The following is a 25474-nucleotide window of genomic DNA, read 5'->3' as shown; positions in this document are numbered from 1 at the left end:
CCGTTCTAATCTGATTTGTTTTTCGGATTGTATCACGGGTAAAAATATTTCAATCCGCTTAAACTGAGCTAACGTTAGTTTTTTTTCTCTCAGGAATGCGGTAGAATGTTAGTATCATTATTTTTTAGATAGGCAAGCGTATAACAATTTTGCTGCCTATCTTTTTTTAGCATACATTAGCTCAATCCTTGCGAACTCTGGGTTTGAGCCTGGTTGTTACCCCCCCAGCTATTGAACAAGCTGCCAAGCTAATTTTGCTGCCCCTACCATGCCTGCTTGATTGCCCAATTCAGCCACCAATAACTGTAAATCTTCGCGAGAACTCGGCAGTACACGTTGCTGAATTTCGGCTTGAACCTGCGGTAAGAAAAATTCTGCACCTGCACTAATTCCGCCGCCGATAATAATAGCTTCCGGCGTTAAAATATAAATTATACTTGCCAAACCGATACCCAGATAGCGCCCGTAGTTCTGCCAAAATTTTAAAGCTTTGGCATCTCCAGACTTAGCTAAATCGGCTAATTCTAGAGGTTCCAAACCCGTTTCCCGGCGAATTGCTTGCACGGAAACATACTGTTCTAAAGAACCGCGATTGCCGCTGTTGCATTCCGGGCCGTCGGGATTTATAGCAATCAATCCTAGTTCTCCGGCGGCGCCTTGATGACCTGTAAATAGTTTGCCGTCTAGGATAACTGCACCGCCGACGCCTGTACCTAAAGTTAGTAAGATTAGGTCTTTAAAGTGCCTTCCTGCACCCAACCAAGCTTCTCCCAATCCGGCACAGTTGGCATCATTTGCTAATATGGTCGGCAGTCCGGTTTTAGCTTCTAACCAGTCAGCGAGGGGGACGTTATGCCAGTTTTTGAGGTTAATTGCTACTCTGGCTATGCGGCCTGTGGCGTCTGCGGGGCCTGGAGTGCCGATGCCGATCGCACTTACAGCATTTTCGACCGGATTCAGTTGTAAAATAGCATCGGTCATCGCGGCTAAAACGGCTTCTGGCGTTGCCGGTTGAGGGGTTGGGACAGTTAAGGATTGATGGCAAATGCCGTCTTCGCTGAATCTGCCCAGTTTAACTGCGGTTCCGCCTAAGTCAATGCCGATTACTTGTGTCATTCTATTTGGGATTTTGGATGCAAAGATTTGGGATTAATCCTAATAGTATAAACCTATTGTAGGCTTCGCATTGCCCACCTTACCAATTGAGTTTGGAGTGAGAATTTAAATCTTCCAACTCCTATTTTAGTGTATAATAATTAGCGGCGGAAACTGCGCTTAATTCTTAATAGTATCATACCGATCGCAATACCTAGCCAAAATGCTGGATACAAGCTAGTTCGCCTATTCAATTTGTCCTAACTTGCGTTGCGCTACCTCTCTGTTGTGCAAAGCATCGCGGTAGTCTGGTTTGAGAGCAATTGCCTGATAATAAGATACGATCGCCTCTTGAAATCCTAAATTATACTGCTCGTTCCCCCGATCGCACCATGCCTCAGCATCTACATTAACTTGCGATTCTTACTCCGCAGCCTCTGTGTCTCTGCGGTTCACTTCCCCAGAAAAACCCAAACCATCCCCAACAAACACCGCCTCAATCACCCTCCCCTTTACATCCTCCTCCTCAACCTCCGGCAGCGGAAACCGTGTCAAAATCTCCCGCCCAATTTGCCTCGCAACCTCTGACAATTCCCCGCTGCCAATTCTACCTAACAAAACTAGCCGCTGCGCCAATTCCTGAAGCGATGCCACCGCATCCGCAGCAGCGGTGCCATCATGTTCGCCCTCTAACAATCTTTGCCCAAACCGTCGCAACCAAGCCGCCAATTCACCATCTTTAAGGCGTTTTGCGATTAAGAATCCCGCTACATCCCCTCGACTCCAGCCGGCATTCACCCCTTCCAGAATTTCCATGAATTTAGACTCGTATTCCGCGTCAGTTAAGGTTGGGCGGATGGCGGTATTTGGCGGCGGGGTGGGTGGGGTTGGGGTTCCGAACAGGCGCTGAAATAGTCGTTTGAAGAATTGCCAAATTTTGTTGAGCATTTGTGAGGTTGGGAGGGTGGGTATTATCTATTTTATAGCAATTATCCACAGGAGGATTGCATATAGATTATCGGCGATATCTTTAGGGACACGGCAGTGCCGTGTCCGGGATTTCGGCGCACAGCAAACAATCACATCAATTAGAATTAATCTACTTTAAAAGCGGATAATACAATTCTCCTGTTGAGTTGATATAACCGGCCCTATCGCCCGCTAAATTCCCCGTTCCCATAAATACGTCAACTCTCCCCGCGCCTTTGATTGCACCGCCGGTATCTTGATCCAAAACGTAACGATTCACGGCATTTTGTTCGAGTTGTCCCGCCGCATTCGGATAAGGGAGTTTTGTACTAATTAATGCTAGTGCGCCGGGGGGCATTAAAGCTTTATCGGTGGCGATCGACCTTTCGGCAGTTACTGGCACTCCAATGCTTCCTGTGGCTGGAACTCCGTTACTATCCCGGAAAAATACAAAGCTTTGATTTTTCGGCAAATATTTGTTCATATCTGCGGGAAAGTTCGTGAAATATTCCCTTAATTTCGGCAAATTCAACTCTTCTAAAGTAAACTTTCCGTCTTTAACTAATTCTCGCCCGACACCTGTATAACTGTGACTCGTTTTGCCTGCAAAACCGACTGTCATGACGCTACCATCTGTTAGCTGCAATCTCGCAGAACCTTGGACGTGCACGAGAAATGCTTGGAATCGATCGCGCAACCAAACTAATTCCAATCCCCGCAGCAATCCTTTGCTTCCCTGCAAAGCATCTTCGCCTTCTAATTGCAATCTTGTCGGATGAGGTTTCGGCCAAGATGCCATGTTTGGCGGCATCCGGTACAGGGGATAACGGTATTCGGAATTAGGCGTGCGAGATGCTGCGTAAGTCGGCTCGAAATAACCCGTAAATGCAACTGTTCCTTGGCCGTCTTTGCCCGTGGATTTGTAAAATACAAATTCGCGCTTGACAGATTCCTGGAGTTGTGCAGGGTTTGTGGAACTGACAACTAATTGGCGGAATCGATCGAGGGAACGCCGAACTCGATCGCGCGTCACTTCTGCTACTGGATAGCGGCTGTAAGCAGCGGCAGCCGCCGATGTATTGAGATAGCGGAGGCTGTTGTCGATCGACTTTAACAGCAATTGTTTATCACCCGGTTTGCCATTTTCGCCCCAGATTTGAGAGTCAAAGGCAAAATTCTCCGATTCGCCTGCTTGCAGTTGATTTATACTAATTGGTTGCAGCGGCCGGGCTGCGACCGCGGGCACCGAAAAAGCGATCGCCAAAACGCAACAGGCGACCCCCAATAGCTGATAGCGAAAAATCTTGCTCAATTTCCAATCTTCCCTACTGAATTGATTATTTTCCTTATTCATCGTATCGCTCGACGCTAGAAGTAAATATCGGTTCTACGCGAATTGCGAGAACGCTGGTAGGCCGAACTACCATGTATTCGCCTTGAATATTTTTGATCGGGACGTTAAGAAATTCTCTTGAATCTTGTTTCGGCACCAGCGTACTGCTGTACCACTTTTGAAAATCTTGCAGCGTTGCGAAACGTACTTCTTCGCGGTGGCCGCCATCAAGCAGCAGGTGTACGGAATATTCGCTGGGTGTTCTAGGCATAGGAGATGGGGAGAGTTGTTGGAGGACAATCTAAAATCTCAAATCTAAAATAGATGTGGTTGCTCTCAAGCAGCAGGTGCGCGGAATATTTGCACTTGAGTTCTAGGCATATCTTGATTTTTGATTTTTGATTTTAAGCTTTTGGAACGATTCCATATTTTACATCTTCCTCGGCGCATTCCCTCATCTAGTAGGTTGGGTTGAGGGAGGGGGAGAGGGAGAGAGGGGGAGACGGGAGACTGGGAGACGGGGAGACTGGGAGAAGGGGAGGGTGGGAGAGACCGGAGAGTTGTTGCAGGAAAATCTCAATTCTTCAATTCTTCAATTCTTCAATTCTTCAATCGATTGACAGCGGCCCCCATCTGCGGCTGCGCTGTGGAATTAAGGCTGGTTTGCTCAAAGAGGAAGCAGCCCGCGTCGCTCAAAAATCTAGTTGCACTCCCTTCGCTTCGCCCAAAGCTGCTACCAACAGCAATGGACAGCTAACCGCCAAACTGAGTACAGCAGTCTGGAGGCTAAAGGAGAATTCTAACACTCTCTGTAGCCGCCCTGCTCTGTGTTACCGTGCGGGGCGGCTGGGTTTTTGGGTTTTCCTAGAAAACCAAAAACCAGGAGATCGTATTATGTCACAGGAATTCGTACCTGACGATAAATTATCCGCGCGTCCAAATGACACCTCAGCAGTATCGGAACAGGAAGTCGTGCGGATAACGGTTGTCGGTTCCCGCAAGGCCGTGTTAGAAACCGTCCACACCTTGTACCGACTGGGATTTGCCGCCGTCGGGGATTGGAGTCCGCCGCAGCGAGGTGCCAAGCCGGGACAAGTTGTCAGCGCACTCATTCGCCGCCGTCAGCCAAAAGCCTAAGAATTTGGCTGTTGAATAAAGTCACATCCAATTCGAGGGGGCGATCCGCGCCCTTTGAGCCGTCGCATAATTAAGTTGTAGAACTTGTGCAGAAACTCGGTTTCTGCACAAGTTCTATCAACTTGCGATCGGGGTTGATTTAAGAAAAAATTATGCTAGGGTTATTTTATATAAACCTTCATCAATGAGTGGAATGAACCTATCCATTATTGGCGATCAAAATTACATTTTGGGGATAGCAGCGCTGCTGAAATCCATAGAACTCAATGTTACAGAAGATCCGAATTTGCCTGTCAATATTACTGTGGTATCAACAGGTATAAATACACAGCAAAAGGAAAAGTTGCAGAAGTGCTGCAAATACGAGATTGAATGGGAAGAAGTTAAACCGAATTACGGGGGATTGCTGTCCCTGTCGGGTTCTAAGCTCACTTACGCGAGATTGGAACCGGAGAAATACACAAAAGCCAAAGACAGGCTGATTTGGCTCGACAGCGACATGATCGTTTTGGGCAGTTTAGAGCCACTGTGGAACTTAGACTTTGAAGGAATGCCCGTAGCTGCCGCGCTCAATGTCTGGGGAAATCCGAACAACCCGGCAGATAAAAACCCTTATTTCAATGCGGGTCTGTTAGTTTTCAATCTAAAGCTTTGGGAAGAAGAAAAACTTTCTGAAAAAATGCTTGAAAACGCTCGGGTCAACCTTTGGTGCGATTGCGACCAGGGGACATCTAATTCGGTTTTAGCGGGAAGGTGGAAGCGATTGGAGCAGATCTGGAACAACCACGATACGGATGATATGTCAACTAGAGTGATGCACTTTATATCCAGTCCGAAACCTTGGGAAAGCCCGCACCCTAATAAATTATGGCTGGAGATGTTGTCTCAGACACCGTTTAAGGACGAACTGCGCCCAATTAAAAATAATTCCGATTGGCTTTCTCGGTTAAAGGCAAAATACAAAAGATGGGAGCCGTGGCTGATGGAACCGACAACAAAAATTAAGAGCTACCTAAAAAAGAGACAAAGGTAATACTGTTTTAGATTAAAGATTAAAGATTAAAGAATTGCGAATTAGTGAGGACTATCGGGGTTTGGATCGCGCCCCTGGAGTTGCATTCTTTTTTGCAACTGCTGTAACTTGAGGCAGGATGCCTATTTCCCAATCTTTGCTTGAGGGGCGGCGGACATCAGCCGCCGCCCCTCAAGCACATTCATTTTTGGTGGAACAGGCATCTTGCGTGTTTCCGCAGTATTTTGATGAAAAAACCCGGTTTCTGCGTAATTCCTGTGGTGGTGGAACAGCAATTCTGCCTGTTTCGCCATAAAAAAATTTATCTGGGGTAGAACAGGCGGTGCGATCGACTCAGAAGCCTTGTACCTCGGGTTAAGCCAGCAGCGACGGAACGCTGGCAGCACTTTAGCAGCGGATTTGTATTATACAACACGATATTACCAACAACAATTAAAATAGTTTGGACTTGATGATATCTTTCACCATTTTTCGATCGAACTCTTCGCGGGGGGGCTTCCCCTAGCTGCGAAAGTTGCGAGGTTTCAGCCTCCGGCTTGTGGAAATTGGTGCAAAATGTCAAATTAATCGTTAATCTTGTCCAATTACCAATTACGAACCTATGCCCCGTCGTCAAGACTTAAAAAAGATTCTTCTCATTGGTTCCGGTCCAATTGTTATCGGCCAAGCGTGCGAGTTTGACTATTCGGGGACGCAAGCTTGCAAAGCTTTGCGAGAAGAAGGCTTTGAAGTAGTGTTGGTGAATTCCAACCCTGCAACAATTATGACCGATCCGGAAACTGCCGATCGCATTTACATCGAACCTTTAACGCCGGCAATCCTCGAACAAATCATCGCCAAAGAAAAGCCTCAAGCAATTTTACCGACGATGGGCGGTCAAACGGCGCTAAATTTAGCAGTTGCCGTCGCTAAAAATGGCATTCTGGAAAAGTACAACGTCGAGTTGATTGGCGCTAAGTTGCCAGCAATTGAAATGGCAGAAGATCGGCTGTTATTTAAAGAAGCGATGGCGCGAATTGGAGTCGCCGTTTGCCCTTCTGGAATTGCCAACAATCTCGACGAAGCCAAAGCAATCGGTCACCAAATCGGCAGTTATCCCTTAATTATTCGTCCTGCTTTTACAATGGGTGGGACGGGAGGCGGCATTTCTTACAATCAAGAAGAGTTTGAAGAAATGGCACAAAGCGGGATTGACGCCAGTCCGGTATCGCAAATTTTGATCGAACAATCTTTGATTGGTTGGAAAGAGTACGAACTGGAAGTGATGCGGGATTTGGCAGATAATGTGGTGATTATTTGTTCGATCGAAAATCTCGACCCGATGGGCGTCCACACCGGCGATTCTATCACCGTCGCGCCGGCGCAAACTCTCACAGACAAAGAATATCAGCGCCTGCGAGATGCTTCCGTGAAAATTATCCGCGAAATCGGAGTTGAAACCGGCGGTTCCAACATTCAATTTGCCGTCAATCCTGTCAACGGAGATTTCATCGTTATTGAAATGAACCCTCGGGTTTCCCGTTCCTCCGCCTTGGCCTCGAAAGCAACTGGTTTCCCTATTGCAAAAATGGCCGCAAAATTAGCGGTAGGTTACACCCTAGACGAAATTTCCAACGATATCACCAAGAAAACTCCGGCGTCTTTTGAGCCGACAATTGACTACGTGGTGACGAAAATTCCCCGATTTGCCTTTGAAAAGTTCCCCGGTTCCGAACCGACTCTGACAACGCAAATGAAGTCTGTTGGGGAGGTAATGGCGATCGGGCGCAGCTTCAACGAATCCTTCCAAAAAGCGCTGCGGGGATTGGAAACCGGCCGCGCGGGTTTCGGCTGCGACAAACCAGAAAAGTTGCCGAGTTTGGAACAAATTCGCGCCGGATTGCGGACGCCAAATCCCGATCGCATTTTTACTGTTCGCCACGCGATGATGATGGGAATGTCGGTGGAAGATATCTTCGAGTTCACAGCAATCGACCCTTGGTTTTTGGATAAAATGCAGGAATTGCTGGAAACTGAGAAGTTCTTGAAACGGACGCCACTGGAAGAGTTGACAAAAGAGGCAATGTTTGAAGTAAAGCAGTTGGGATTTAGCGATCGCCAAATTGCTTACGCCACTAAAACCTCGGAAGATGAAGTCCGCGCTTACCGCAAACAGTTAGGCGTAATCCCGATTTACAAAACAGTCGATACCTGTGCCGCTGAATTTGAAGCGTTTACACCGTATTATTATTCCACCTACGAAGCGGGAGCTGCAATTTGGGACTTGGGCGATGAAGAAAAGAAAGTTTCGCCTGTGGGCCACAGTCTCGCGCCGGAGTCGGAAGTTTTGCCTTCTAGCAAACGAAAAGTGATGATTTTAGGTGGCGGGCCGAACCGGATCGGACAGGGAATTGAGTTTGATTACTGCTGCTGTCACGCTTCCTATTCCCTAGGAGAAGACGGCTTTGAGACAATTATGGTCAACTCGAACCCCGAGACGGTTTCGACGGATTATGATACTAGCGATCGCCTGTATTTTGAACCGCTAACAAAAGAAGATGTTCTCAACATTATCGAAGCAGAAAATCCAGAGGGAATAATAATTCAGTTTGGCGGCCAAACACCGCTGAAATTAGCGGTTACTTTACAAAAAGCACTGGAAAATCATCCCGACGTACAAACAAAAATCTGGGGAACTTCGCCGGATTCCATTGATACTGCTGAAGACAGGGAGCGATTTGAAAAGATTCTGCGGGAATTGGATATTCAGCAAGCCGCTAACGGTTTGGCCCGCAGTTTTGAGGATGCTTTAATAGTAGCTCAACGGATCGGTTATCCGGTAGTGGTGCGACCGAGTTACGTATTGGGCGGGCGAGCCATGGAAATTGTTTATTCCGATACTGAATTGGAACGTTACATGACCTATGCCGTGCTAGTAGAACCCGATCATCCGATTTTAATTGATAAGTTTTTGGAGAATGCGATCGAGGTGGATGTAGATGCGATCGCCGATGCTGCTGGGAATGTGACGATCGGCGGTATTATGGAGCACATCGAAGAAGCGGGAATCCACTCCGGCGACTCTGCTTGTTCTATCCCTTACCAAACGCTTTCGGATGCAGCTTTAGAAACTATTCGCCGCCAGACAGTGGAACTAGCAAAAGCCCTAAAAGTGATCGGGTTGATGAACATTCAATTTGCCGTTCAAGGGGAACAAGTTTTCATTTTGGAAGCTAACCCGCGGGCGTCTCGAACAGTGCCTTTTGTATCGAAGGCTATCGGAGTTCCCCTAGCAAAAATTGCGTCGCGAGTCATGTCCGGCAAAACTCTAGAAGCTTTGGGTTTTACTAAAGAGATTGTACCCACTCATGTTTCAGTGAAAGAGGCGGTATTGCCGTTTGCTAAGTTCCCGGGAACTGATACTTTGTTGGGGCCAGAAATGCGATCGACCGGCGAAGTAATGGGGATTGACACAGACTTTGGTAAAGCATTTGCCAAAGCTCAACTCGGCGCTGGACAAATGATGCCGCTGTCGGGAACAGTGCTGGTTTCGATGCGCGATCGCGATAAACTAGCAGTTATACCGGTTGTCAAGGAATTCTTGGAACTGGGTTTTAGTGTAGTCGCCACCCACGGAACACGCAAAGTCTTGCGAGAGGAAGGTTTACAGGTAGATTTGGAATTGAAACTGCACGAAGGGCGGCCGAATTTGTTGGATTCGATCAAGAATGAGAAAATTCAACTAATTATCACCACACCTTCCGGCGAAGAATCCCGGGCCGACGGCATCTTTATCCGCCGCACAGCTTTGACTTACAAAATCCCGATTATTACCACAATAGCCGGTGCCAAAGCGACAGCAGCGGGAATTCGATCGCTCAAATCGCACCCGATGGAAGTAAAAGCAATTCAAGATTATTACCCGCAAACCTAGGGTTCGCGCCGCGCACCTTACCCACAACGTAGGGTGCGCGCCGCGCGCCACCAAAACCTAATCTGCATCGGAGTCCAAAACTCCGCTAGACAGCATCAACCTCGGCCAAACTAACAAGAAAAAACCCATCCAAGCCAATAAAGGAATCGCGACTAAAACAGTTATCCAAACAGTTTTAAACAAAAACCAACTACCCGCAATCAGACTCGTGCCTGTCAAAAGAATAGACCAAGGCTGACACCACCAAGGTTTGTAATTCCAAGGACTAAGAGCTTTTTTTTCAGAAACAGATTTCATATTTATTTTCAGTAATTTTTTATAGATAATAGTCTGGCTAGCTGGATTAATCGAAGTTAAACATTCATCACCTCTTCTGCTGTCAGCGTTAATTCGGGAAAAGTCCGCGACACAATTCGTTCGCTGCCCTTAAACGCGCTTCTTTGATAGTTGCCCTCTCCATCCAAAAGGTGAACAAATACAGTGGGAACTTTGGGGTTTCCCAGAAATTCCCTACTGTCAATTGCTAAATAATCGACAATCCAATACTCAGGAACTCCGAGACGCCGGTATTCGTCCAATTTGTCTGTATAATCGTCCTCCCAATTTGTTGATGTTACTTCCACTGCCAGTTGAATTGGTTCCCGCAATGCAGCATAAGCAGAACGGTTCGACCGCCACAAATCGCGATCGATTACGCTAACATCCGGTCTCCGCCCTTGTTCGATTCCGGTTTTAGTTACAGTTCTGATAACGGCTGTAGTGTTGACTACATAATTCAACTTTAGTCGCCGGATTTCATCATTGAAGCCAAATAACATGAAATTAGCAACATCGTCATGATTTCTTGTGGCATTCTTCTCTACAATTTCTCCGTTGACCAGTTCATAGAGTCCATCTTCTGGACATTCTACAAGGAATTGGTCAAAGGTTAATTTTTGCGTTACTGTTGCAATCATAAGATTATCCTTACTTTGCAGTAATACTATTAGTCTATAGTACCACAGGCAGGAATGAATTTGTTGTTTTGACCGCAGACATCCAATTCTAAAATCTACAATCTACAATTAAAAATCTCAAATCGATTCAGGTAAATGGTAAAATGCGATCGCCAGCGGGCAGATTGAGTTAAATATGTCACCTACTTGCTAGGGTAGAAAGTAACAAACCTAGAAATCAAGCCACTCCCAGGTCAACCCCGAACCATGAGACTAGACGAAGCCGTAGAATTTGCCGAAAACCCAGAGCCGCGCTGTCCCTGCGTCCTCCTGCTGGACACCTCCGGCTCCATGCAAGGCGCACCTATAGATGCCTTGAATGAGGGGCTAGAAACCTTTAGGGCTGACCTAATTAAAGACGAACTAGCTAAAAAACGAGTAGAAGTCGCGATTATTTCATTTGACAATCATATCAAAGTCGTGCAAGACTTCGTAACCGCCGACCAGTTCGAGACGCCGCTGCTGACAGCTCAAGGACAAACCCACATGGGCGCAGGCATTCAGCTAGCATTAGATACCATTGCGGCCCGCAAATCCGAATACCGCAACAACGGCATTACCTACTACCGCCCGTGGGTATTTATGATTACCGACGGCGAACCTCAAGGCGAATCAGACGATGTTGTGGAAATAGCAGCACAGCGGATTAAAGAGGAAGAAACTAACAAGCGCGTGGCATTTTTTGCAGTCGGAGTGGAAGGTGCTAATATCGCCCGTCTCGCGCAAATTGTCGAGCGCACCCCTGTAAAATTGAGAGGATTAGACTTTAGAGAGATGTTCATCTGGCTGTCGGCTAGTATGCAGAGAGTTTCTCACTCAAAAATTGACGAACAAGTAGCACTGCCGCCACCCGGATGGGGAACTGTTTAGTCATTAGTCATTGGTGATTAGTCATTAGTAAGAGTGCTGTAGGGACAGGGCAGTGCCGTGTCCCTACAAGGGCTAGTACCTACGAACCCAGAAAAGTGCTGTAATTAGGGATAAATAAACCCGTCCTGACTTTGCATAGTTGTGAATTTACGAAGTTTTGAATTAAAGAGTTATTAATGCAGAATTCATCCTTTAATTGGCAAGTTGTAGCGGCATCGGTGATAGGTACCAGCCACGAAAAAAGATCGCAGCCTTGTCAAGATGCTCACTGCTGGCGTCTGTTGCCAAACGGTGTTTTAGCGGCAGCGGTTGCCGACGGCGCGGGTTCGGCAGCACTCGCAGAAGTTGGGGCAAAAATTGCTGTGGAAGCGGTTGTCGAAACGATTTGCCGGCAACAGGAAAGGCTGCCTCAAAATGACGGCGAATGGCAGGTATTCTTGACAGCATCACTGCAAGTTGCGCGGGCGCAGGTGGAAGCAGAAGCGGCAGTGCGGGAAGTGGCTGCGAGAGATTTAGCCTGCACTTTAATTGCGGTTGTTGCTACGCCGGAATTAATCGCAGTTGCTCAAATCGGCGACGGTGCGGCGGTAGCGGGTGACAGTGCAGGAAATGCGATCGCCCTGACTGTACCTCCCTGCGGCGAATACATCAACGAAACTATCTTTTTGATTTCGCCGAATGCAATTGAAACAGCGCAATTTCAGGTACTGCGGGAAAAACTGCGGCACTTGGCAGTTTTTTCCGACGGCTTGCAAATGCTAGCGCTCAAAATCCCGGAAGGCACGCCGCACGGGCCGTTTTTTGCGCCTTTGTTTCGGTTTTCGGGCGAGTGGAAAGAAGAAGAAGATGCGAAACAGCAGTTAGAGTCATTTTTGCGATCGCCCCGCGTTTCCGAACGCACCGATGATGATTTAACATTATTGTTAGCAACTTTTTCGAGTTCGGAGGGACAGAACAATTAAAAATATACATTTTGCACAAGCCAACACCCATCTGCGTCTATCGGCGTCGATCTGCGGTTAAAAATTTCCGATTCTGAATTTTACAACAAGTCTAATGCGTTCAACCTAATCAGCGGTGAAAATTTGGCGCGGTTCTATAATAAAATCGAGGTGTCAACAATTCTGGTTTAGTTTGTACAGTAGGTCGTCGTTTGCAAGCACAAGAGATTAAGGATAAGCTCAACTCCCTAATTAGCGCAGCAGATCCAATAGATCCGAGTTTGGCGAGAAGATTGGATGAAATCAATCGCTGGGTGAAAGATGTTAAACCCGGTTCGCTAACGGCTAAAAAATTTGTGATGGCTTTTTTGCTACAGCTTATCCGAGATTCTCAGGTTTGGCTGGCAGTTCAATCTCTACCTTCGGAAATAGAAAAAAAAGCCGCTTTTGAGTTAATGACCCCCGGGGAAAGGTACTGGTACAGCTATCTATTTCCTAAATGGCTGAGCGAAAACGATCGCAAATTTTTTATCTGGAAACAAAAACTGAAAGCAGGCAAATTCGATCCAGGTGATGATATAGTGATTCGCGCGATCGCAGCTCGGATTGTCGAACGCCAAGGAACTGTTTTGTATCGCTATGTTGCAGATCTTTCTATGGCAACCGATTCGATCGTTAGCAACCGCCAACAGCAGCCGCTCTGCATTCAAGTCACTACTCTTTCGGATGAGTTTTCTCAACAAAAATATCAGAATTGGCAACAAACTCTTCAAGCTTGGGGGATTGACAGAGGATTATTTTTAAGTTATGATAGAAACGATGCAAATTTCCTGAACCAGCTAGTTAACATTGCATTATATAATAGCGATAATTTGCCCGCAGGTCGTTACCTGAAATTCCCGTAAATCAACCAGGTCTGCTGCTGAGAATATTTCTACTGCTAAAAACTGGGTGAAAAAGAAATTTTGACTAACTCACATATTGCACAATTCTCGACAATGCCAAAAACCTAACCCCCAGCCCGCTTCCGGAAAAGAGAAGGATACGCGAAGATTCTTCCTCTCCTTTTCTGTTTCCGGGAGTGGTCTGCCAGACGGCGGCAACAGGTGCTTGATACGAAAGCTAAGCAACGGGAATATTTACCGCAAGAATCAATCTTGTCATATAACTAGCAACTCGGGATCGATAAAATAGAGATTTGATTTAATGGCGGTGAAATTGTTGGAAATAAAATCAAATTACAGCAAAATCAATACTATGACAGTACAAGGTACGAACACCGTTGAAAATAACTTGCAAAAAGTCTGGGAAGAACTGGAAGCAGCCAGAAAAATGCAGGATGAATGGATGAATTACGGGGTAGATTTTGTGGATTTTTATGTTGAAGATGCTGGCGGTGATTGGTTGGAAAAGTGGGGAAAATGTGAAGAAGAATTAGAACTAATAAAAAATAAAAAGTTAGATATTGAAGCAGTCAAAGCAGCGATCGACATTTGCAGCTTTGAGCAAATCAAACTGCTGGAAATTGCCTTGACTCGCGGTTCCCATGCCAGCCATTGTCCCGCTCGTTTGTGCGATCGTCCCGCTTGGCAAGAAGTTAAATACAACAGGCTTGCACTTTTAGGCGGAGCGATTTTTGGTGCTGTTGTTACCGATTATCTGTACCGCGAATATCCCGACCTCGCTCCAGATGCTATCTCAACCTTAAAAGCTAGTTTAGCAGACAAGCAAAAACTCTCGGCTGTTGCGCGAACTTTGAACTTGAACGAACTTAGTTGGCGCGTCGGGAGCGGTCAAAAGACAGACAAAAGCGAGTACAATAGATTTTTGCCCGAGACTTTTGAGGCGTTGTTTGGCGCGATTTACTTAGAGTTCGACCGCGACTTTTCCCGTGCGGGAAAATGGCTGATTCAGCGTTTGATTGAAAAAACAGTCAGCGATCCTCTTTATCTAACTTGGCAGCCGCAAATTGTGCCGGGAAACGAGGTCAAACGGCGGGAAATCCTGGGCGCGGACATTCTAGACGCGATCGCGATCGACTATTTGTACAACCGCTTTCCCGAACGCAACGCCAGCCAGCTAACTCGCTGGAAAAATATGTTAGTAGCCAAAAAGATTTTTCCCAAAGACTTTAAGGCAAAATTAGGCAGTCATTACCTGGAATTGGAGAGCAATTTCTCGCGCACTCGCGATTGGTTGGTGGATAACTTTATCACAGCCGCAGTTGACGAACTGGTAGAGGAAACCGACACTCAACCAGAATATCTGATTGACAGTGCAGACCCAGAATCGCTGCCGGAATTGGTCAGCAGGATTACAGATAAAAAATGGAAACATGAATTTTTGAGAGTGGCCAGCATTTTGCAACCGGCTGACGAATTTTTGATGCTGATGCAACAAAAAATAGACAGTATGGCAGCTAAAAATGAAACTTTGCAGCAGTTGCTACTCTGGGCCAATCAAAAGTCTCAGTCAGTGAAAACGAATTTAAAAACGGCGGAAATTCGCAGTTTTTATTTAGCCTTGGTTTGCGTCCTAGATTTGACTTTGACTGGCGTTCTCGATCCGAGTCTGAAGTTTGATAAATCGAAAGTTAGTAAGTTGAGGAATTCTTTGGCAAGCGCTAGAAAAAATGTAGAATTTGCCGAGGTCAGCGGATCTCTGAAATTGGCCTGTGACGGTGATGTGGCGGGTATCTTAGTTGGCATCTTGAGGCTAGACATTGAACCAGAACTCAAACAACTGCTGGAAGAATTTCAGACTCAGATGCCGGATTTGCCAAACTGGAAAAAGTGGCGCGAAGAGTGCGGTCGCTGTTGGATGGCTAAATTCAAAAGCGCGATCGGCTACAATTTAGATTTCTGCCCCCAACAGAAAACATTGCTGAAACAGTATTATTATGCCCACAACTTGCTGGTGGAATGCCTCAACAGCGATAATTGTCAGGTGACACCGGTCGTCAGACAAAGAATTGAGGATAAAATGTTGTTATTGTCGGTGGATTTGAAGCTGGTTCACATTTAATTTGGATAGCGCGGACGGGCGGGACGCCCATCCCACTAATGGATGGACGGGCGGGACTCCCATCCCACTAATGGAAACAGGGCTGACGCACTCCGACCCAAGAAACCGGGTTTTTTACCGAATCTGCCGGCTGCAACGCCTATTTTGGTGAAAAACCCGGTTTCGACGCACCCGCGCCTAAGTCATAACAAAGGTAAGATTTAATGTGCAAGTCAAGTTTATTGAGTGATGGCTTCCAAATCCTCTATCCCATAACGGAATTCTATGCAGTTGCAGCGCCAATTTAGCGGACAACTGATTGCGATCGACAGCAACAGCGCGATCGCCAGCGGGGGTGAAGGTCGCATCTACCCGATCGCCCAAGACTCGTCCCTTGTAGCAAAAATCTACCACAAACCGACAGACGAAGACGGCGACAAACTCACAGTCATGTTCAGTATGCCGCCGGATGCACCGATCGCGGAACCGGGACACGCTTCTATTGCTTGGCCGATCGATTTGCTGCATACTGTCGGCGGGCGAGAAAAAATCGTCGGCTTTGTGATGCCGCGCGTCAACAAAGTGATGCCGGTACACACTTTCTACACTCCCAAAACCAGGCGCGAACAAAAACCGCTATTTAGCTATCTTTACCTCCACCGTACCGCCAGAAATCTCGCCTCGGCTGTAAACGCCCTCCACGTCAGGGGTTACGTCATCGGCGACGTGAACGAGTCGAACATTCTCGTCACGGATACGGCGTTGGTAACGCTGGTAGACACGGATTCGTTTCAAGTGCGCGATCCTTATACGGGTTACGTTTATCGGTGTCCGGTGGGAAAACCCGAGTTTACGCCGCCGGAGTTGCAGGGGCAGACTTTCCGCGATATCGATCGAACTCCAGAGCACGATTTGTTCGGTTTAGCTGTATTAATTTTTCAATTGCTGATGGAAGGTACGCATCCGTTTTCGGGAGTTTATCTCGGTAGCGGCGAACCGCCGTCTTTGGAAGCGAGAATTCGATCGGGCCATTTCCCCACAGGTACAAAACGGATTCCCTACCGCCCGATGCCGGCTGCGCCTCCTTTTGAGATGCTGCATCCGCGGCTGCGGCAGATGTTTGTCCGCTGTTTTGAGGAAGGGCACGGCAATCCTGCGGCGCGCCCGGATGCGAAAACTTGGGTGAATGCGATTCGGGAAGCGGAAGATGCTTTAGTTACTTGCAGCAAAAACAGTCAGCATAAATACGGAAATCATCTGAGTCGGTGCCCTTGGTGCGATCGGGCAAAACTCCTCAAAGGTCGCGATCCGTTTCCTTCGCGGCAAGCAGTCAGCAACGGATTGCACTTGCAGCCAGCGAAAATCAAGCGTAAAAAGCCCCAACCCCCGCCCGTCGCGAGGGAGCCCGCAGTGCGGCGGCAACAGACCGCCACGGGGCTGCCGCGCCAACTCGGCCAGTACGCAGTACCGCTGCTGCCGATGCCGATGTCTTCTCGGAGTCGGACTCCCGCGCCTCGGGTTCCGGCGGGCAAGTTTGAACGCCTTTTTCAGGATGCTGCTTGGGGAGGTGTTTGGGGGAGTTTGTGTTTGGCGGCGGTGTCGGGAATTTTTTCGGTAATCGCTGAGGGCGGCGGCGCTATTTTGGGGGCGATTTTTGTCGGTTTGATTTGGGGCTGTTTTTTTGGGATGATGTGGGGCGTTTTTACTTTGTCCCCGAATCAGATTTGGCGGAAGTGGGGAGGAGTTTTGGTGGGGGCGGCTTGGGGGGCTTTTTTCTTAGCGGCGATCGGCGGTGCGGTATCTGGGGCGATCAATCACAATCCGGCGATCGGGGAGGCGATTTTGTCGGGTGCGGTGACTGGTGCGGTCTGGGGCTGTGTTTGGGCTGCTTTTCAGCCTCCTCTGGCGCAGCCGGTGGGCAGGGTGTGGGGCCGGCGGGGAGGGTATTTGGGTGCGGTCTGGGGAACGTTTTTGGGAACTCTGGCAGGTGTTTTTTTGGGGGCTGGGCTGGTGGTTTGGCAGCAATATTACGGTCAGATGCGGCCGGTGGACGAGTTTTCAAGTTTGTTGCTGGGTGTGGCGATTGTGGCGGCTGGTGTGGGTTCTGTTGGAGGTGTGGTTTCTGGGGGTTTGTTGGGTTTTTGCGGGTTTTCGCCGAAGCTGCCGATTTCGTTTCAGCCTTCGGGGATGAAAGGTGGGGCTTTGGGGGCGATTTGGGGCAGTTTTTTGGGGACTTTCACCGGTGCTGTGTTGGGTGCGGTGGTGTCTGCGATGTTTCCGGCTGTCAGCGCTGGGGTGCCGGTGGAGTTGGGGCCTGTGGCGGGGGCGATCGTCGGGGCTGGTTTGGGCGCGATTTGGGGGGTGTTTTCGGGTGCTGTTTGGGGGGCGTTGGGGAAGTGGTGAAGGAAGAAGCAACGATATAAATTTGCAACCGCAGATATTTTTTTGCAACCTATTAGCCAAGCGCCCGAACAAAGCGCGGGAGTTCGGGCGTTTCACGTTTCCGGGTCGTACATCGATCTGAACCTCTACTTGAATTTAACTTAGTCTTAACTTAAAATCAACCTAATTCCCTAGTAAGTCTAGCGACTAACCGGAGTTAAGTTGAGTCAGCCTGCCACGCCTGGGAATGCGTGCACGTCAACAGCGAGTTCTAGTAGGAGTACAGGCATTGAGTTCTATCTTTTTCAGCCCCAACGATTGGCAAACAGTAACCTTCAGGCTGACGGCTGCACTACTGGTAGGCTTCGCGATCGGCATGAACCGCCAGCAGCCAGGTAGACCTGCAGGTTTAAGAACCTTTACGATCGTGAGTTTAGGCGCAGCTATATTTGTAATGATTCCTTTGCAGATGGATGGCGACAGCACCTTTTCCTCTTCCAATGCTTTGAGCCGAACTATCCAAGGAGTTGCCACAGGGGTAGGCTTTCTCGGAGGCGGAATCATTCTGCAACAAACTCAATACCCAGTGGGTAAAGCCGAAGTCAAAGGATTAACTTCCGCCGCAACTATTTGGTTGGCGGCCGGATTAGGTGCAGCGGCAGGCTGCGGTTTGTGGGTGATGAGTTTGATAGGAACCCTGTTTGCACTCTTGGTTTTGAGTGGCGTCAAGCGGCTTAAGAAGTCAGCCTTGATTCGTGCTTATGCTAACAGCCAACCAAAAACACGAGTCAAAGATGCAGCCTCAGTGCAAGATCGGCAGCCATAATAACTGAACTTCCCTTTCACAAAGTACAAGATATACTCACCACGGTCAAAGACAATGGTGAGTAGCTGAGTACCTTTGGCGGTTAATTGCTGTGGCTTGAATCTCCGAAATTTTCAGGTTAAAATAGAATCCAAATCTTGTTTGTGGGCGATCTCGTTTTCGGTTGCATCGGTATTGTTCAAATGGCCAAACACTCAACAGTCAACTGACAACCGTCAACTTGGAACGAGGTTTCAAGCCCGAATAGCGCTATAGCAATCCTCGCATCATTTGTGAATTTCTTACTCCCGGACTTTGATAAGGGGAGGGTTGGGGTGGGGTAAAAAATTTACGACTCCTGCAAGGATTGCTATATCAAACAAATCCCGATACAGGAGAATTTGAGTTGTACGCTTTTCTCAAGCCTATTTTTACTTGAGATGACAGTGACAGTTGGGCTTTTCAATCAAAGAATCAACCAAAGCATTCAAAGCAACCGCCGCCAACAATCCGCCGCCAAAAGTTCCCACAGTTGTAATATAATCAACGCCCGATCGCACTAAGCGCCGTTTAGCCACCGGAGAATGACTAAAACCGATCGGCATTCCAACTACCAAAGCCGGTTGCAGTTGCCCGCACTCGATCGCCTCGCAAACCGCCATCAGCACAGACGGCGCATATCCGATCGCCAATATACATCCTTTTTCCAGTTTCAACAACTTATCAAACCACTCACGCTGCTGCCAGAATTCCTGTTCTGCTTCCGCCGCAGCATTGATGTGCGGATCGTCAATTAAAGTTGCAATACTTGTTCCCAAATGTGCCAATCTTGTCCCATCCAAAGCCGCAAAAACAGGCGGTACATCAGCCACAATTTGACACTGATTTTTCAAAGCATCCCGCGCCGATTTAATCGCCGTTTCGCTCAACTTCACAAACGGCAGCAGCGAACAATCTCCGCAAGCTAACACCAGTTTAGAAAGCAAGTCTACCTCAATTTCCGAGCGATCGCCCAAATCCGGCAACAAAAGCTGCAACGATTCCCCAAAATCCTCCGGGTGAGTGTGCGCCCCCGCATCCCAACCCTCCCAAAGTTGTTCCAACTCATCCAACCCCCCCTCAGTTTCCGCCTGCAACAGCCTCAATTGCGCCAGGGCGTCCGCTTGCAGCGCTTGACAAGAAATATCCCGCCCCAGCAATCCTTCGAGGGCTGAAGCCGTTTCTCTGAGGCGTACAATTTGCTGAATAACCGACAGATATTGCTGTTGGAGAGTCGCCATCAGCGCGTCAGGCGAAGCATCCGCGTCTGTTTCTAAAAGTTTGCGGATGTGAGACAGTTGAAAGCCTTGCTGCTTGAGTGCGACTATTCTTTGCAGCCTTTGCACGTCGCTGCGGGTGTAAAGTCTGTAGTTAGAGGTCGATCGCACGGCCGGAGATAGCAGCCCCAAAGCGTGATAGTGCCGCACCATCCGAGGGGTAATTGCGCCTTTTACCGCTTCTGTAAGTTGTTTGATTGTCAGGTATTGTTGCATGGGATTTTGGGAATTTTGGGATTGTATATTTGGTTCTCGAATTCACCCGCAGTCCCAGGAGTGAATAAATTCCCTGTCTCATAGCAGAAGTCGGTTAAAACCGACTGAAATATTAAATTCAATTCTCAGCTATCTTCAGTCCTCTTCCAGAGGACTTGCGCTATGAGACAGGGAATTCATTCCCTGTCGGACTGTCGGACAGTCCGACTCTGGCACTCAACTATTCTTATTGGATGGGATTTTAGGATATGGAAATTGTATATTTGGTTCTGGAATTCACCCGCACTCCTAGGAGTGAATAAATCCCCCGTCTCATAGCAGAAGTCGGTTAAAACTGACATCTTGCAGCAATATCAATAAGAGGATTTTTCGTGGGGTCGGGCGGGTTTATAGAACCTATTTGCAAGCTTTAAGGCTGTTGGCGAACCCGCCCCTACGGCTAATTGAGAATGGTGCAATATCTCGGTTAAAACCGACTAAAACATTAAATTCAATTCTCAACTCTCTTGAGTCCTCTTTGAGAGGACTTGCGCTATGAGACAGGGATTTCAATCCCTGTCGGACTCTGGGACTCAACTCGCCCCTCGTTGATGCTGAATTTATTTTGGTTTCACTCTTGACATTGACACTAATGTCAAAGTTTAGGCTAAAGGAGTCATTCTACCAAATCAAATTTCCCCAATGACTCCCAATTCCCTCCCCATTTCTCGCCTCGGGCGCCTCGCCGAAGAACATCCAGATGCTGTGACTGCCGCCCTGTGCGGAATTCTAGTAATCTTGGGTTCGCTAGCCCTGCAATTCGGCTGGCTGGGTGTAGCCGTATTAATCTTGCCCGCAGCTTATATTATCGGCGGCTATTCCAGCACCCGCGAAGGCTTAACTACGCTTTTTCAAGAACGCGAATTAGATGTAGATTTGTTAATGATTGTCGCTGCTTTGGGCGCGGCCGGTTTGGGGCTGTGGCGGCAAGAATATCATTTAATTGTTGACGGCGCGGTGCTGATTTTAATCTTTGCAATTAGCGGCGCGCTGGAAGGTTATGCTATGCAGCGGACTGAACGCAGCATCCGCAGTTTGATGAGTTTGACTGCGGATACTGCTAGGGTGGTAATGTACGGCGGGGAACGCGAAGTTGCGATCGACAAATTGGAAATTGGCGATTACATTTTAGTCAAGCCCGGAGAAATCATCCCCACAGATGCGATAATTATTGAAGGCTGCAGCGCGATCGATCAAGCATCGATTACCGGCGAATCGATGCCCGTGGAAAAAACCAGCGGCGATGAAGTCTATGCAGGTACAATTAACGGTGCCGGGGCGCTGAAACTCGAAGTTCATAAAACTCCAGAAAGCAGCTTAATTCAGCGAGTGATTCGGCTGGTTCAAGAAGCGCAAACAGCAGCGCCGCCTTCTCAAATGTTTGTGGAAAAATTCGAGCGCGGTTATGCCAAATTAATTGTCGCTTTAGGCTTGCTTCTCGCAACTTTGCCGCCCTTTATTTTGGGCTGGAATTGGGAAGAGACAATCTATCGGGCGCTGATTTTCCTAGTAGTCGCATCCCCCTGCGCCCTGATGGCTTCGATTATGCCGGCGCTGCTTTCGGGAATTGCTAACGGGGCGAGACAGGGGATTTTGTTTAAAAGCGGGGCGCAATTAGAGATGATTGGTAAAGTCAGGGCGATCGCCTTTGACAAAACCGGAACTCTCACCACCGGAAAACCCGAAGTTATCCAAATTGTACCAGCCATCGGATATACTGAAACAGAAGTTCTGCAATTGGCTGCCGCCCTAGAAGCTCATTCCGAACACGCGATCGCCTCTTCAATTGTCAGTGCCGCCCAGCAGCAACAGTTACAATTGTCAACCGCTACCGACGTACAAGCAAAAATCGGTCAAGGAATTATCGGCAAAGTCAACAATCAAATTATTGCCATTGGTAAAGCCGATTTTGTCGAAGCAACTTCCGAATTGACTCAAATCAGCCAGCAGTTGCAAGCCGAAGGTAAAACCGTTGTTTGGGTGGCAAAAGGCGAGCAACTTTTAGGAATCATTGCAGTAGCAGATACCCTCCGCCCCGAAGCAGCAGCAACGGTAAAACGCTTGCAAAAATTAGGCGTAGAACATATAATTATGCTAACCGGCGACAACGAGCAAACAGCTCAACACATCGCCCGCCAACTAGGCATCAATGAAGTGTACGCCGAACTTTTGCCAGAAGACAAAGTGCAGGCAATTAAACAACTGCAAACCCAGTATCAAACTGTAGCAATGGTGGGAGACGGCATCAACGACGCCCCCGCCCTCGCTCAAGCTTCCGTGGGCATTGCGATGGGAATTTCCGGCAGCGATGTTGCTTTAGAAACTGCTGATATCGTATTAATGGCAGATAAATTAGAGCAACTAGCTAAAGCAATTAGTTTGGGCCGCCGCGCTCAAAATGTTGTCAAACAAAACATTGTTTTTGCACTCAGTTGCATTGTCCTGTTATTGGCGGCTAATTTTTTCGGAAATATCACCATGCCTTTCGGCGTCATCGGTCACGAAGGCTCTACAGTAATAGTAACCTTAAGCGGTTTGCGCCTCCTGAGAAATTAGACACCAAAAACCGCTAAAATCGAAGCAGAGCAAGAGTGAAATGCGTTCTCAGGCTCTTCCTGGGAACGAGAGTCTTATCTGCGTTCATCCGCGTTAATCTGCCTTCATCTGCGGTTAAAAAATAAAAATATTAAGAAAAACTACAATTTGTGTTTGCGTTACTCAAAATACGCTAGCGTCAAAAGTATTAAATCATACCAAAACCAGAAGTTGCTCGAAAATGCAATAAAAATTAACCTAGAAAAAGTCTAGAAAATGGTATTGAACTGATTGCACCAAGAGCAATGGAAAACAAGTTTTCTGTTGGAGGCTATTATGAACGAAAAAGTCCTTGGGGCCGCGCGGAACGTTGCAATTGTTGGCCCTTATTTAAGCGGTAAAACCGCACTCCTCGAAAGTTTGCTGTCGGTGACAGGGACAATTACCCGCAAAGGAAATGTCAAAGATGGCAACACAATAGGTGATAGTTCGCCGGAAGCGCGCGATCGCCAAATGAGCGTAGAAATAAACGCCGCCACCGCTGAATATGAAGGCGTCCGCTTCACATTTCTCGACTGTCCGGGATCGGTAGAATTTGTCCAAGAAACTTACAATGCACTTATCGGTGTCGATGCAGCAGTCATTGTTTGCGAACCCGTTGCCGATCGCACTTTAACCCTCGCACCCCTGTTTAAATTCCTCGACGATTGGGAAATTCCCCACCTAGTTTTCATCAACAAGATCGATCGCGCTTGCACAGACGAAACTACTTGCGGCAGCAACTTCACCGACGTGCTCGACGCCCTCAAATCCGTTTCCAGCAGACCAATTGTACCTCACCAATATCCGATCGGCAAAAACGAACAAATCATCGGTTTTATCGACTTAGTAACCGAACAAGCTTACCACTACCATCCGGGCGCCGCCGCAGATCCCGTCCCGCTTCCAGAACACCTCAAAGCACAAGAAAGCGCAGCGCGGCAGCAAATGCTCGAAGAATTGGCGAATTTTGACGACCATTTACTCGAAGAATTGCTCGAAGAAATCAATCCCGACGCCGAAGAAATTACCCGCGATTTAAAGATGGAATTAGGCGCAGATTTAATTGTGCCAGTATTCATCGGCATCGCCGAACAAGATTTCGGCGTGCGGCCTCTGCTGGAAGCTTTGCTGAGGGAAGCGCCGACACCGGAAACTACAGCCGATCGCCGCGTACTTATACAAAGTGGAAACAAGGTTCTCGCTCAAAGCCTCAAAACCTATTACACGCAACAGGGAGGCAAAATATCGTTAGTGAGAATATGGCGGGGAACGCTGACAGACGGAGCAATTTTAAACGGCGTTCGAGTTAACGGTTTGTACCGCTTGACCGGCCAGCAAACCCAAAGTTTGCAATCCGCCAGCGCCGGGGAAATTGTGGCTTTGGGAAGGCTAGAAGGCGTGAAAACAGGCGATACGCTGGCGCAAGACCGATCGGAAGAATTGCCAAAAGCCGAAATCATCCCGCCTGTCTACGCACTGGCGATCGTCCCAGAAAAGCGCAACGATGAAGTTAAGCTGAGCTCGGCTTTAGCTAAATTGCTAGAAGAAGACCCATCTTTAGTCTGGGAACAGCACGGCGACACTCACGAAATTATACTTTGGGGTCAAGGCGAAATCCACCTGAAAGTAGCCTTAGACAGGTTGCGCCGCAAGTATAACTTGCCGATGGTCACTCACTTACCGCAAGTGCCGTACAAAGAAACCATCCGCAAACCAGCATCTTCCATCCACGGGCGCTACAAACACCAAAGCGGCGGACACGGACAGTTTGGCGACGTGTACCTCGACATTCAACCGCAGCCTCGCGGAGAAGGTTTCAGCTTTAGCGACAAAATAGTCGGCGGAGTCGTCCCAAAACAGTACATTCCCGGCGTGGAAGTGGGAGTGCGCGAGTATTTGGATCGCGGCCCGCTGGGTTTCCCCGTGGTAGACGTAGCGGTAACGCTGACGAACGGTTCCTACCATTCTGTGGACAGTTCCGAACAAGCTTTCAAGCAAGCGGCGCGTTTGGCGATGCAGGAGGGAATGACCAAGTGCGAACCGGCATTGCTCGAACCGATCGCCAAAGTTGAAATTTGCGCTCCGAACGAGTGTACATCAAAGGTGTTGCAGTTGGTCAGCGGACACCGCGGCCAAATTCTCGGCTACGAAGGTAAACAAGACTGGAAGGGATGGGATGCTGTTTCTGCTTATTTGCCGATCGCAGAAATGCAGAATTTGATCGTAGAATTGCGATCGCAGACAATGGGAGTAGGATTTTTTAATTGGGAGTTCGATCGACTGCAAGAAGTGCCGGAACCTTTAGCTAAGCGGGTTTTGCTAACGACTAACGGAAATGGAAACGGCAACGGTAAAAGTTAGGTAATTGTCTTAAAAAACCCGGTTTCTTGAAGAAACCGGGTTTTTGTACGAGTTGCAATTAAAGTTTATTGGGTTCAATTCCCATTTATATCATGTCCGATCGAGTGACCGCGATTAAAAGGGCGGGTTTTTGAGATTGGAGATTGTTGGCAGATATTTTTCGCGAGGGGAGTCCCTACCGTATTAGGGGTAATCGACCGGACATAATATGACTCCAGGCAAGGCTAATAAATAGTCTAGATGGAAGCTCATAACGGTAAATTTATTAGTAGGTACATTTTACACCATAAACTCAGGAGAGCCGTTGGTCGCAGTCCATACCCTACAGCCGTTGGGTTTGGGATGGATGCTGGTTGAGATATTACCAAAGTTGGCTCATGTTTTTTGTGGTTAAAATTCGATTATAATTTAAGCCCACATTCCGCACCCCAAACTGGCACATAGTCGGATTGAGGGGGTAAAAGTGAATCACCCGAGACAAGGGTGAGT

The 25474-nt window shown here is 47.9% G+C and carries 19 protein-coding genes; 12 read left to right on the top strand and 7 right to left on the bottom strand.

The window, feature by feature from the left end; all coding sequences use genetic code 11:
* Positions 1-228: 228 nt before the first annotated feature.
* The 4 genes from QUA80_RS19070 to QUA80_RS19055 form a co-directional block, all read right to left on the bottom strand.
* The gene (locus QUA80_RS19070; RefSeq protein WP_333426677.1) at positions 229-1116 is read right to left on the bottom strand and encodes an ROK family protein; all 888 of its coding nucleotides are present in this window, start codon (positions 1114-1116) and stop codon (positions 229-231) included.
* Between the two features lie 402 nt (positions 1117-1518).
* A complete protein-coding gene (locus tag QUA80_RS19065; protein ID WP_333426676.1) occupies positions 1519-2043 on the bottom strand; it encodes a hypothetical protein in 525 nt (174 codons plus the stop codon).
* 151 nt (positions 2044-2194) lie between these two features.
* Entirely contained in the window at positions 2195-3418 is a 1224-nt protein-coding gene (locus QUA80_RS19060) for a murein transglycosylase A (RefSeq protein ID WP_333426675.1), read from the bottom strand.
* Positions 3411-3668 carry a hypothetical protein gene (locus QUA80_RS19055; protein WP_333070949.1) on the bottom strand — a complete coding sequence of 86 codons (258 nt, stop codon included), beginning with the start codon at positions 3666-3668 and terminating at the stop codon, positions 3411-3413. Before QUA80_RS19055 ends, QUA80_RS19060 begins: the two co-directional genes overlap by 8 nt.
* 392 nt (positions 3669-4060) lie before the next feature.
* On the opposite strand from QUA80_RS19055, the gene QUA80_RS19050 reads away from it, so the two are divergent.
* From QUA80_RS19050 to carB, 4 genes are all read left to right on the top strand, one after another.
* A complete protein-coding gene (locus QUA80_RS19050; RefSeq protein WP_333426674.1) occupies positions 4061-4534 on the top strand; it encodes a hypothetical protein in 474 nt (157 codons plus the stop codon).
* Between the two features lie 193 nt (positions 4535-4727).
* Positions 4728-5567, top strand: a complete 840-nt coding sequence (locus QUA80_RS19045) for a glycosyltransferase (protein WP_333426673.1) — start codon at positions 4728-4730, stop codon at positions 5565-5567.
* Positions 5568-5685: 118 nt separating this feature from the next.
* On the top strand, positions 5686-5862 hold the full coding sequence (locus tag QUA80_RS19040) for a hypothetical protein (RefSeq protein WP_333426672.1): 177 nt from the start codon (positions 5686-5688) through the stop codon (positions 5860-5862).
* Positions 5863-6168: 306 nt separating this feature from the next.
* Positions 6169-9480: a carbamoyl-phosphate synthase large subunit gene (gene carB, locus QUA80_RS19035; RefSeq protein ID WP_333426671.1), complete on the top strand. Its 3312-nt coding sequence runs from the start codon at positions 6169-6171 to the stop codon at positions 9478-9480.
* A 57-nt stretch (positions 9481-9537) separates the two neighbouring features.
* Here carB and QUA80_RS19030 read toward each other — a convergent pair whose 3' ends face one another.
* On the bottom strand, positions 9538-9777 hold the full coding sequence (locus QUA80_RS19030; RefSeq protein WP_333426670.1) for a DUF6737 family protein: 240 nt from the start codon (positions 9775-9777) through the stop codon (positions 9538-9540).
* 56 nt (positions 9778-9833) lie between these two features.
* Entirely contained in the window at positions 9834-10436 is a 603-nt protein-coding gene (locus QUA80_RS19025) for a Uma2 family endonuclease (RefSeq protein WP_333426669.1), read from the bottom strand.
* A 246-nt stretch (positions 10437-10682) separates the two neighbouring features.
* On the opposite strand from QUA80_RS19025, the gene QUA80_RS19020 reads away from it, so the two are divergent.
* The 6 genes from QUA80_RS19020 (at position 10683) to QUA80_RS18995 (ending at position 18497) form a co-directional block, all read left to right on the top strand.
* The gene (locus QUA80_RS19020) at positions 10683-11345 is read left to right on the top strand and encodes a VWA domain-containing protein (RefSeq protein WP_333236160.1); all 663 of its coding nucleotides are present in this window, start codon (positions 10683-10685) and stop codon (positions 11343-11345) included.
* Positions 11346-11521: 176 nt separating this feature from the next.
* A complete protein-coding gene (locus tag QUA80_RS19015; RefSeq protein WP_333426668.1) occupies positions 11522-12307 on the top strand; it encodes a PP2C family serine/threonine-protein phosphatase in 786 nt (261 codons plus the stop codon).
* A gap of 191 nt (positions 12308-12498) precedes the next feature.
* Entirely contained in the window at positions 12499-13191 is a 693-nt protein-coding gene (locus tag QUA80_RS19010; RefSeq protein ID WP_333426667.1) for a hypothetical protein, read from the top strand.
* A gap of 352 nt (positions 13192-13543) precedes the next feature.
* Entirely contained in the window at positions 13544-15310 is a 1767-nt protein-coding gene (locus QUA80_RS19005) for a ribonuclease III domain-containing protein (RefSeq protein WP_333426666.1), read from the top strand.
* A 264-nt stretch (positions 15311-15574) separates the two neighbouring features.
* Positions 15575-17692, top strand: coding sequence for a DNA-binding protein (locus QUA80_RS19000; RefSeq protein ID WP_333426665.1), 2118 nt, complete (start codon positions 15575-15577; stop codon positions 17690-17692).
* A gap of 226 nt (positions 17693-17918) precedes the next feature.
* Positions 17919-18497 (top strand): MgtC/SapB family protein, encoded by a 579-nt coding sequence (locus tag QUA80_RS18995; RefSeq protein WP_333426664.1) that lies wholly within the window; start codon positions 17919-17921, stop codon positions 18495-18497.
* A gap of 410 nt (positions 18498-18907) precedes the next feature.
* Here QUA80_RS18995 and QUA80_RS18990 read toward each other — a convergent pair whose 3' ends face one another.
* Positions 18908-20008 (bottom strand): precorrin-8X methylmutase, encoded by a 1101-nt coding sequence (locus tag QUA80_RS18990; RefSeq protein ID WP_333426663.1) that lies wholly within the window; start codon positions 20006-20008, stop codon positions 18908-18910.
* A 681-nt stretch (positions 20009-20689) separates the two neighbouring features.
* On the opposite strand from QUA80_RS18990, the gene QUA80_RS18985 reads away from it, so the two are divergent.
* Together QUA80_RS18985 and QUA80_RS18980 are read left to right on the top strand one after the other, a co-directional pair.
* A complete protein-coding gene (locus QUA80_RS18985) occupies positions 20690-22603 on the top strand; it encodes a heavy metal translocating P-type ATPase (RefSeq protein WP_333426662.1) in 1914 nt (637 codons plus the stop codon).
* A gap of 315 nt (positions 22604-22918) precedes the next feature.
* A complete protein-coding gene (locus QUA80_RS18980; protein ID WP_333426661.1) occupies positions 22919-24985 on the top strand; it encodes an elongation factor G in 2067 nt (688 codons plus the stop codon).
* Positions 24986-25474: the final 489 nt, after the last annotated feature.

It is taken from the genome of Microcoleus sp. F4-D5, from assembly GCF_036704885.1.
Classification (GTDB): Bacteria; Cyanobacteriota; Cyanobacteriia; order Cyanobacteriales; family Microcoleaceae; genus Microcoleus.
The sequence above is the reverse complement of the archived record's forward strand: the minus strand, read 5'-3'. Positions and strand labels throughout refer to the sequence as shown.

Excerpts from the sequence above, each read along its gene's own strand:
- QUA80_RS19070 (WP_333426677.1), bottom strand. The coding sequence starts at position 1,116 with ATGACACAAGTAATCGGCATTGACTTAGGCGGAACCGCAGTTAAACTG.
- QUA80_RS19065 (WP_333426676.1), bottom strand. The coding sequence starts at position 2,043 with ATGCTCAACAAAATTTGGCAATTCTTCAAACGACTATTTCAGCGCCTG.
- QUA80_RS19060 (WP_333426675.1), bottom strand. The coding sequence starts at position 3,418 with ATGAATAAGGAAAATAATCAATTCAGTAGGGAAGATTGGAAATTGAGC.
- QUA80_RS19055 (WP_333070949.1), bottom strand. The coding sequence starts at position 3,668 with ATGCCTAGAACACCCAGCGAATATTCCGTACACCTGCTGCTTGATGGC.
- QUA80_RS19045 (WP_333426673.1), top strand. The coding sequence starts at position 4,728 with ATGAACCTATCCATTATTGGCGATCAAAATTACATTTTGGGGATAGCA.
- QUA80_RS19040 (WP_333426672.1), top strand. The coding sequence starts at position 5,686 with ATGCCTATTTCCCAATCTTTGCTTGAGGGGCGGCGGACATCAGCCGCC.
- carB (WP_333426671.1), top strand. The coding sequence starts at position 6,169 with ATGCCCCGTCGTCAAGACTTAAAAAAGATTCTTCTCATTGGTTCCGGT.
- QUA80_RS19030 (WP_333426670.1), bottom strand. The coding sequence starts at position 9,777 with ATGAAATCTGTTTCTGAAAAAAAAGCTCTTAGTCCTTGGAATTACAAA.
- QUA80_RS19025 (WP_333426669.1), bottom strand. The coding sequence starts at position 10,436 with ATGATTGCAACAGTAACGCAAAAATTAACCTTTGACCAATTCCTTGTA.
- QUA80_RS19020 (WP_333236160.1), top strand. The coding sequence starts at position 10,683 with ATGAGACTAGACGAAGCCGTAGAATTTGCCGAAAACCCAGAGCCGCGC.
- QUA80_RS19015 (WP_333426668.1), top strand. The coding sequence starts at position 11,522 with ATGCAGAATTCATCCTTTAATTGGCAAGTTGTAGCGGCATCGGTGATA.
- QUA80_RS19005 (WP_333426666.1), top strand. The coding sequence starts at position 13,544 with ATGACAGTACAAGGTACGAACACCGTTGAAAATAACTTGCAAAAAGTC.
- QUA80_RS19000 (WP_333426665.1), top strand. The coding sequence starts at position 15,575 with ATGCAGTTGCAGCGCCAATTTAGCGGACAACTGATTGCGATCGACAGC.
- QUA80_RS18995 (WP_333426664.1), top strand. The coding sequence starts at position 17,919 with ATGCGTGCACGTCAACAGCGAGTTCTAGTAGGAGTACAGGCATTGAGT.
- QUA80_RS18990 (WP_333426663.1), bottom strand. The coding sequence starts at position 20,008 with ATGCAACAATACCTGACAATCAAACAACTTACAGAAGCGGTAAAAGGC.
- QUA80_RS18985 (WP_333426662.1), top strand. The coding sequence starts at position 20,690 with ATGACTCCCAATTCCCTCCCCATTTCTCGCCTCGGGCGCCTCGCCGAA.
- QUA80_RS18980 (WP_333426661.1), top strand. The coding sequence starts at position 22,919 with ATGAACGAAAAAGTCCTTGGGGCCGCGCGGAACGTTGCAATTGTTGGC.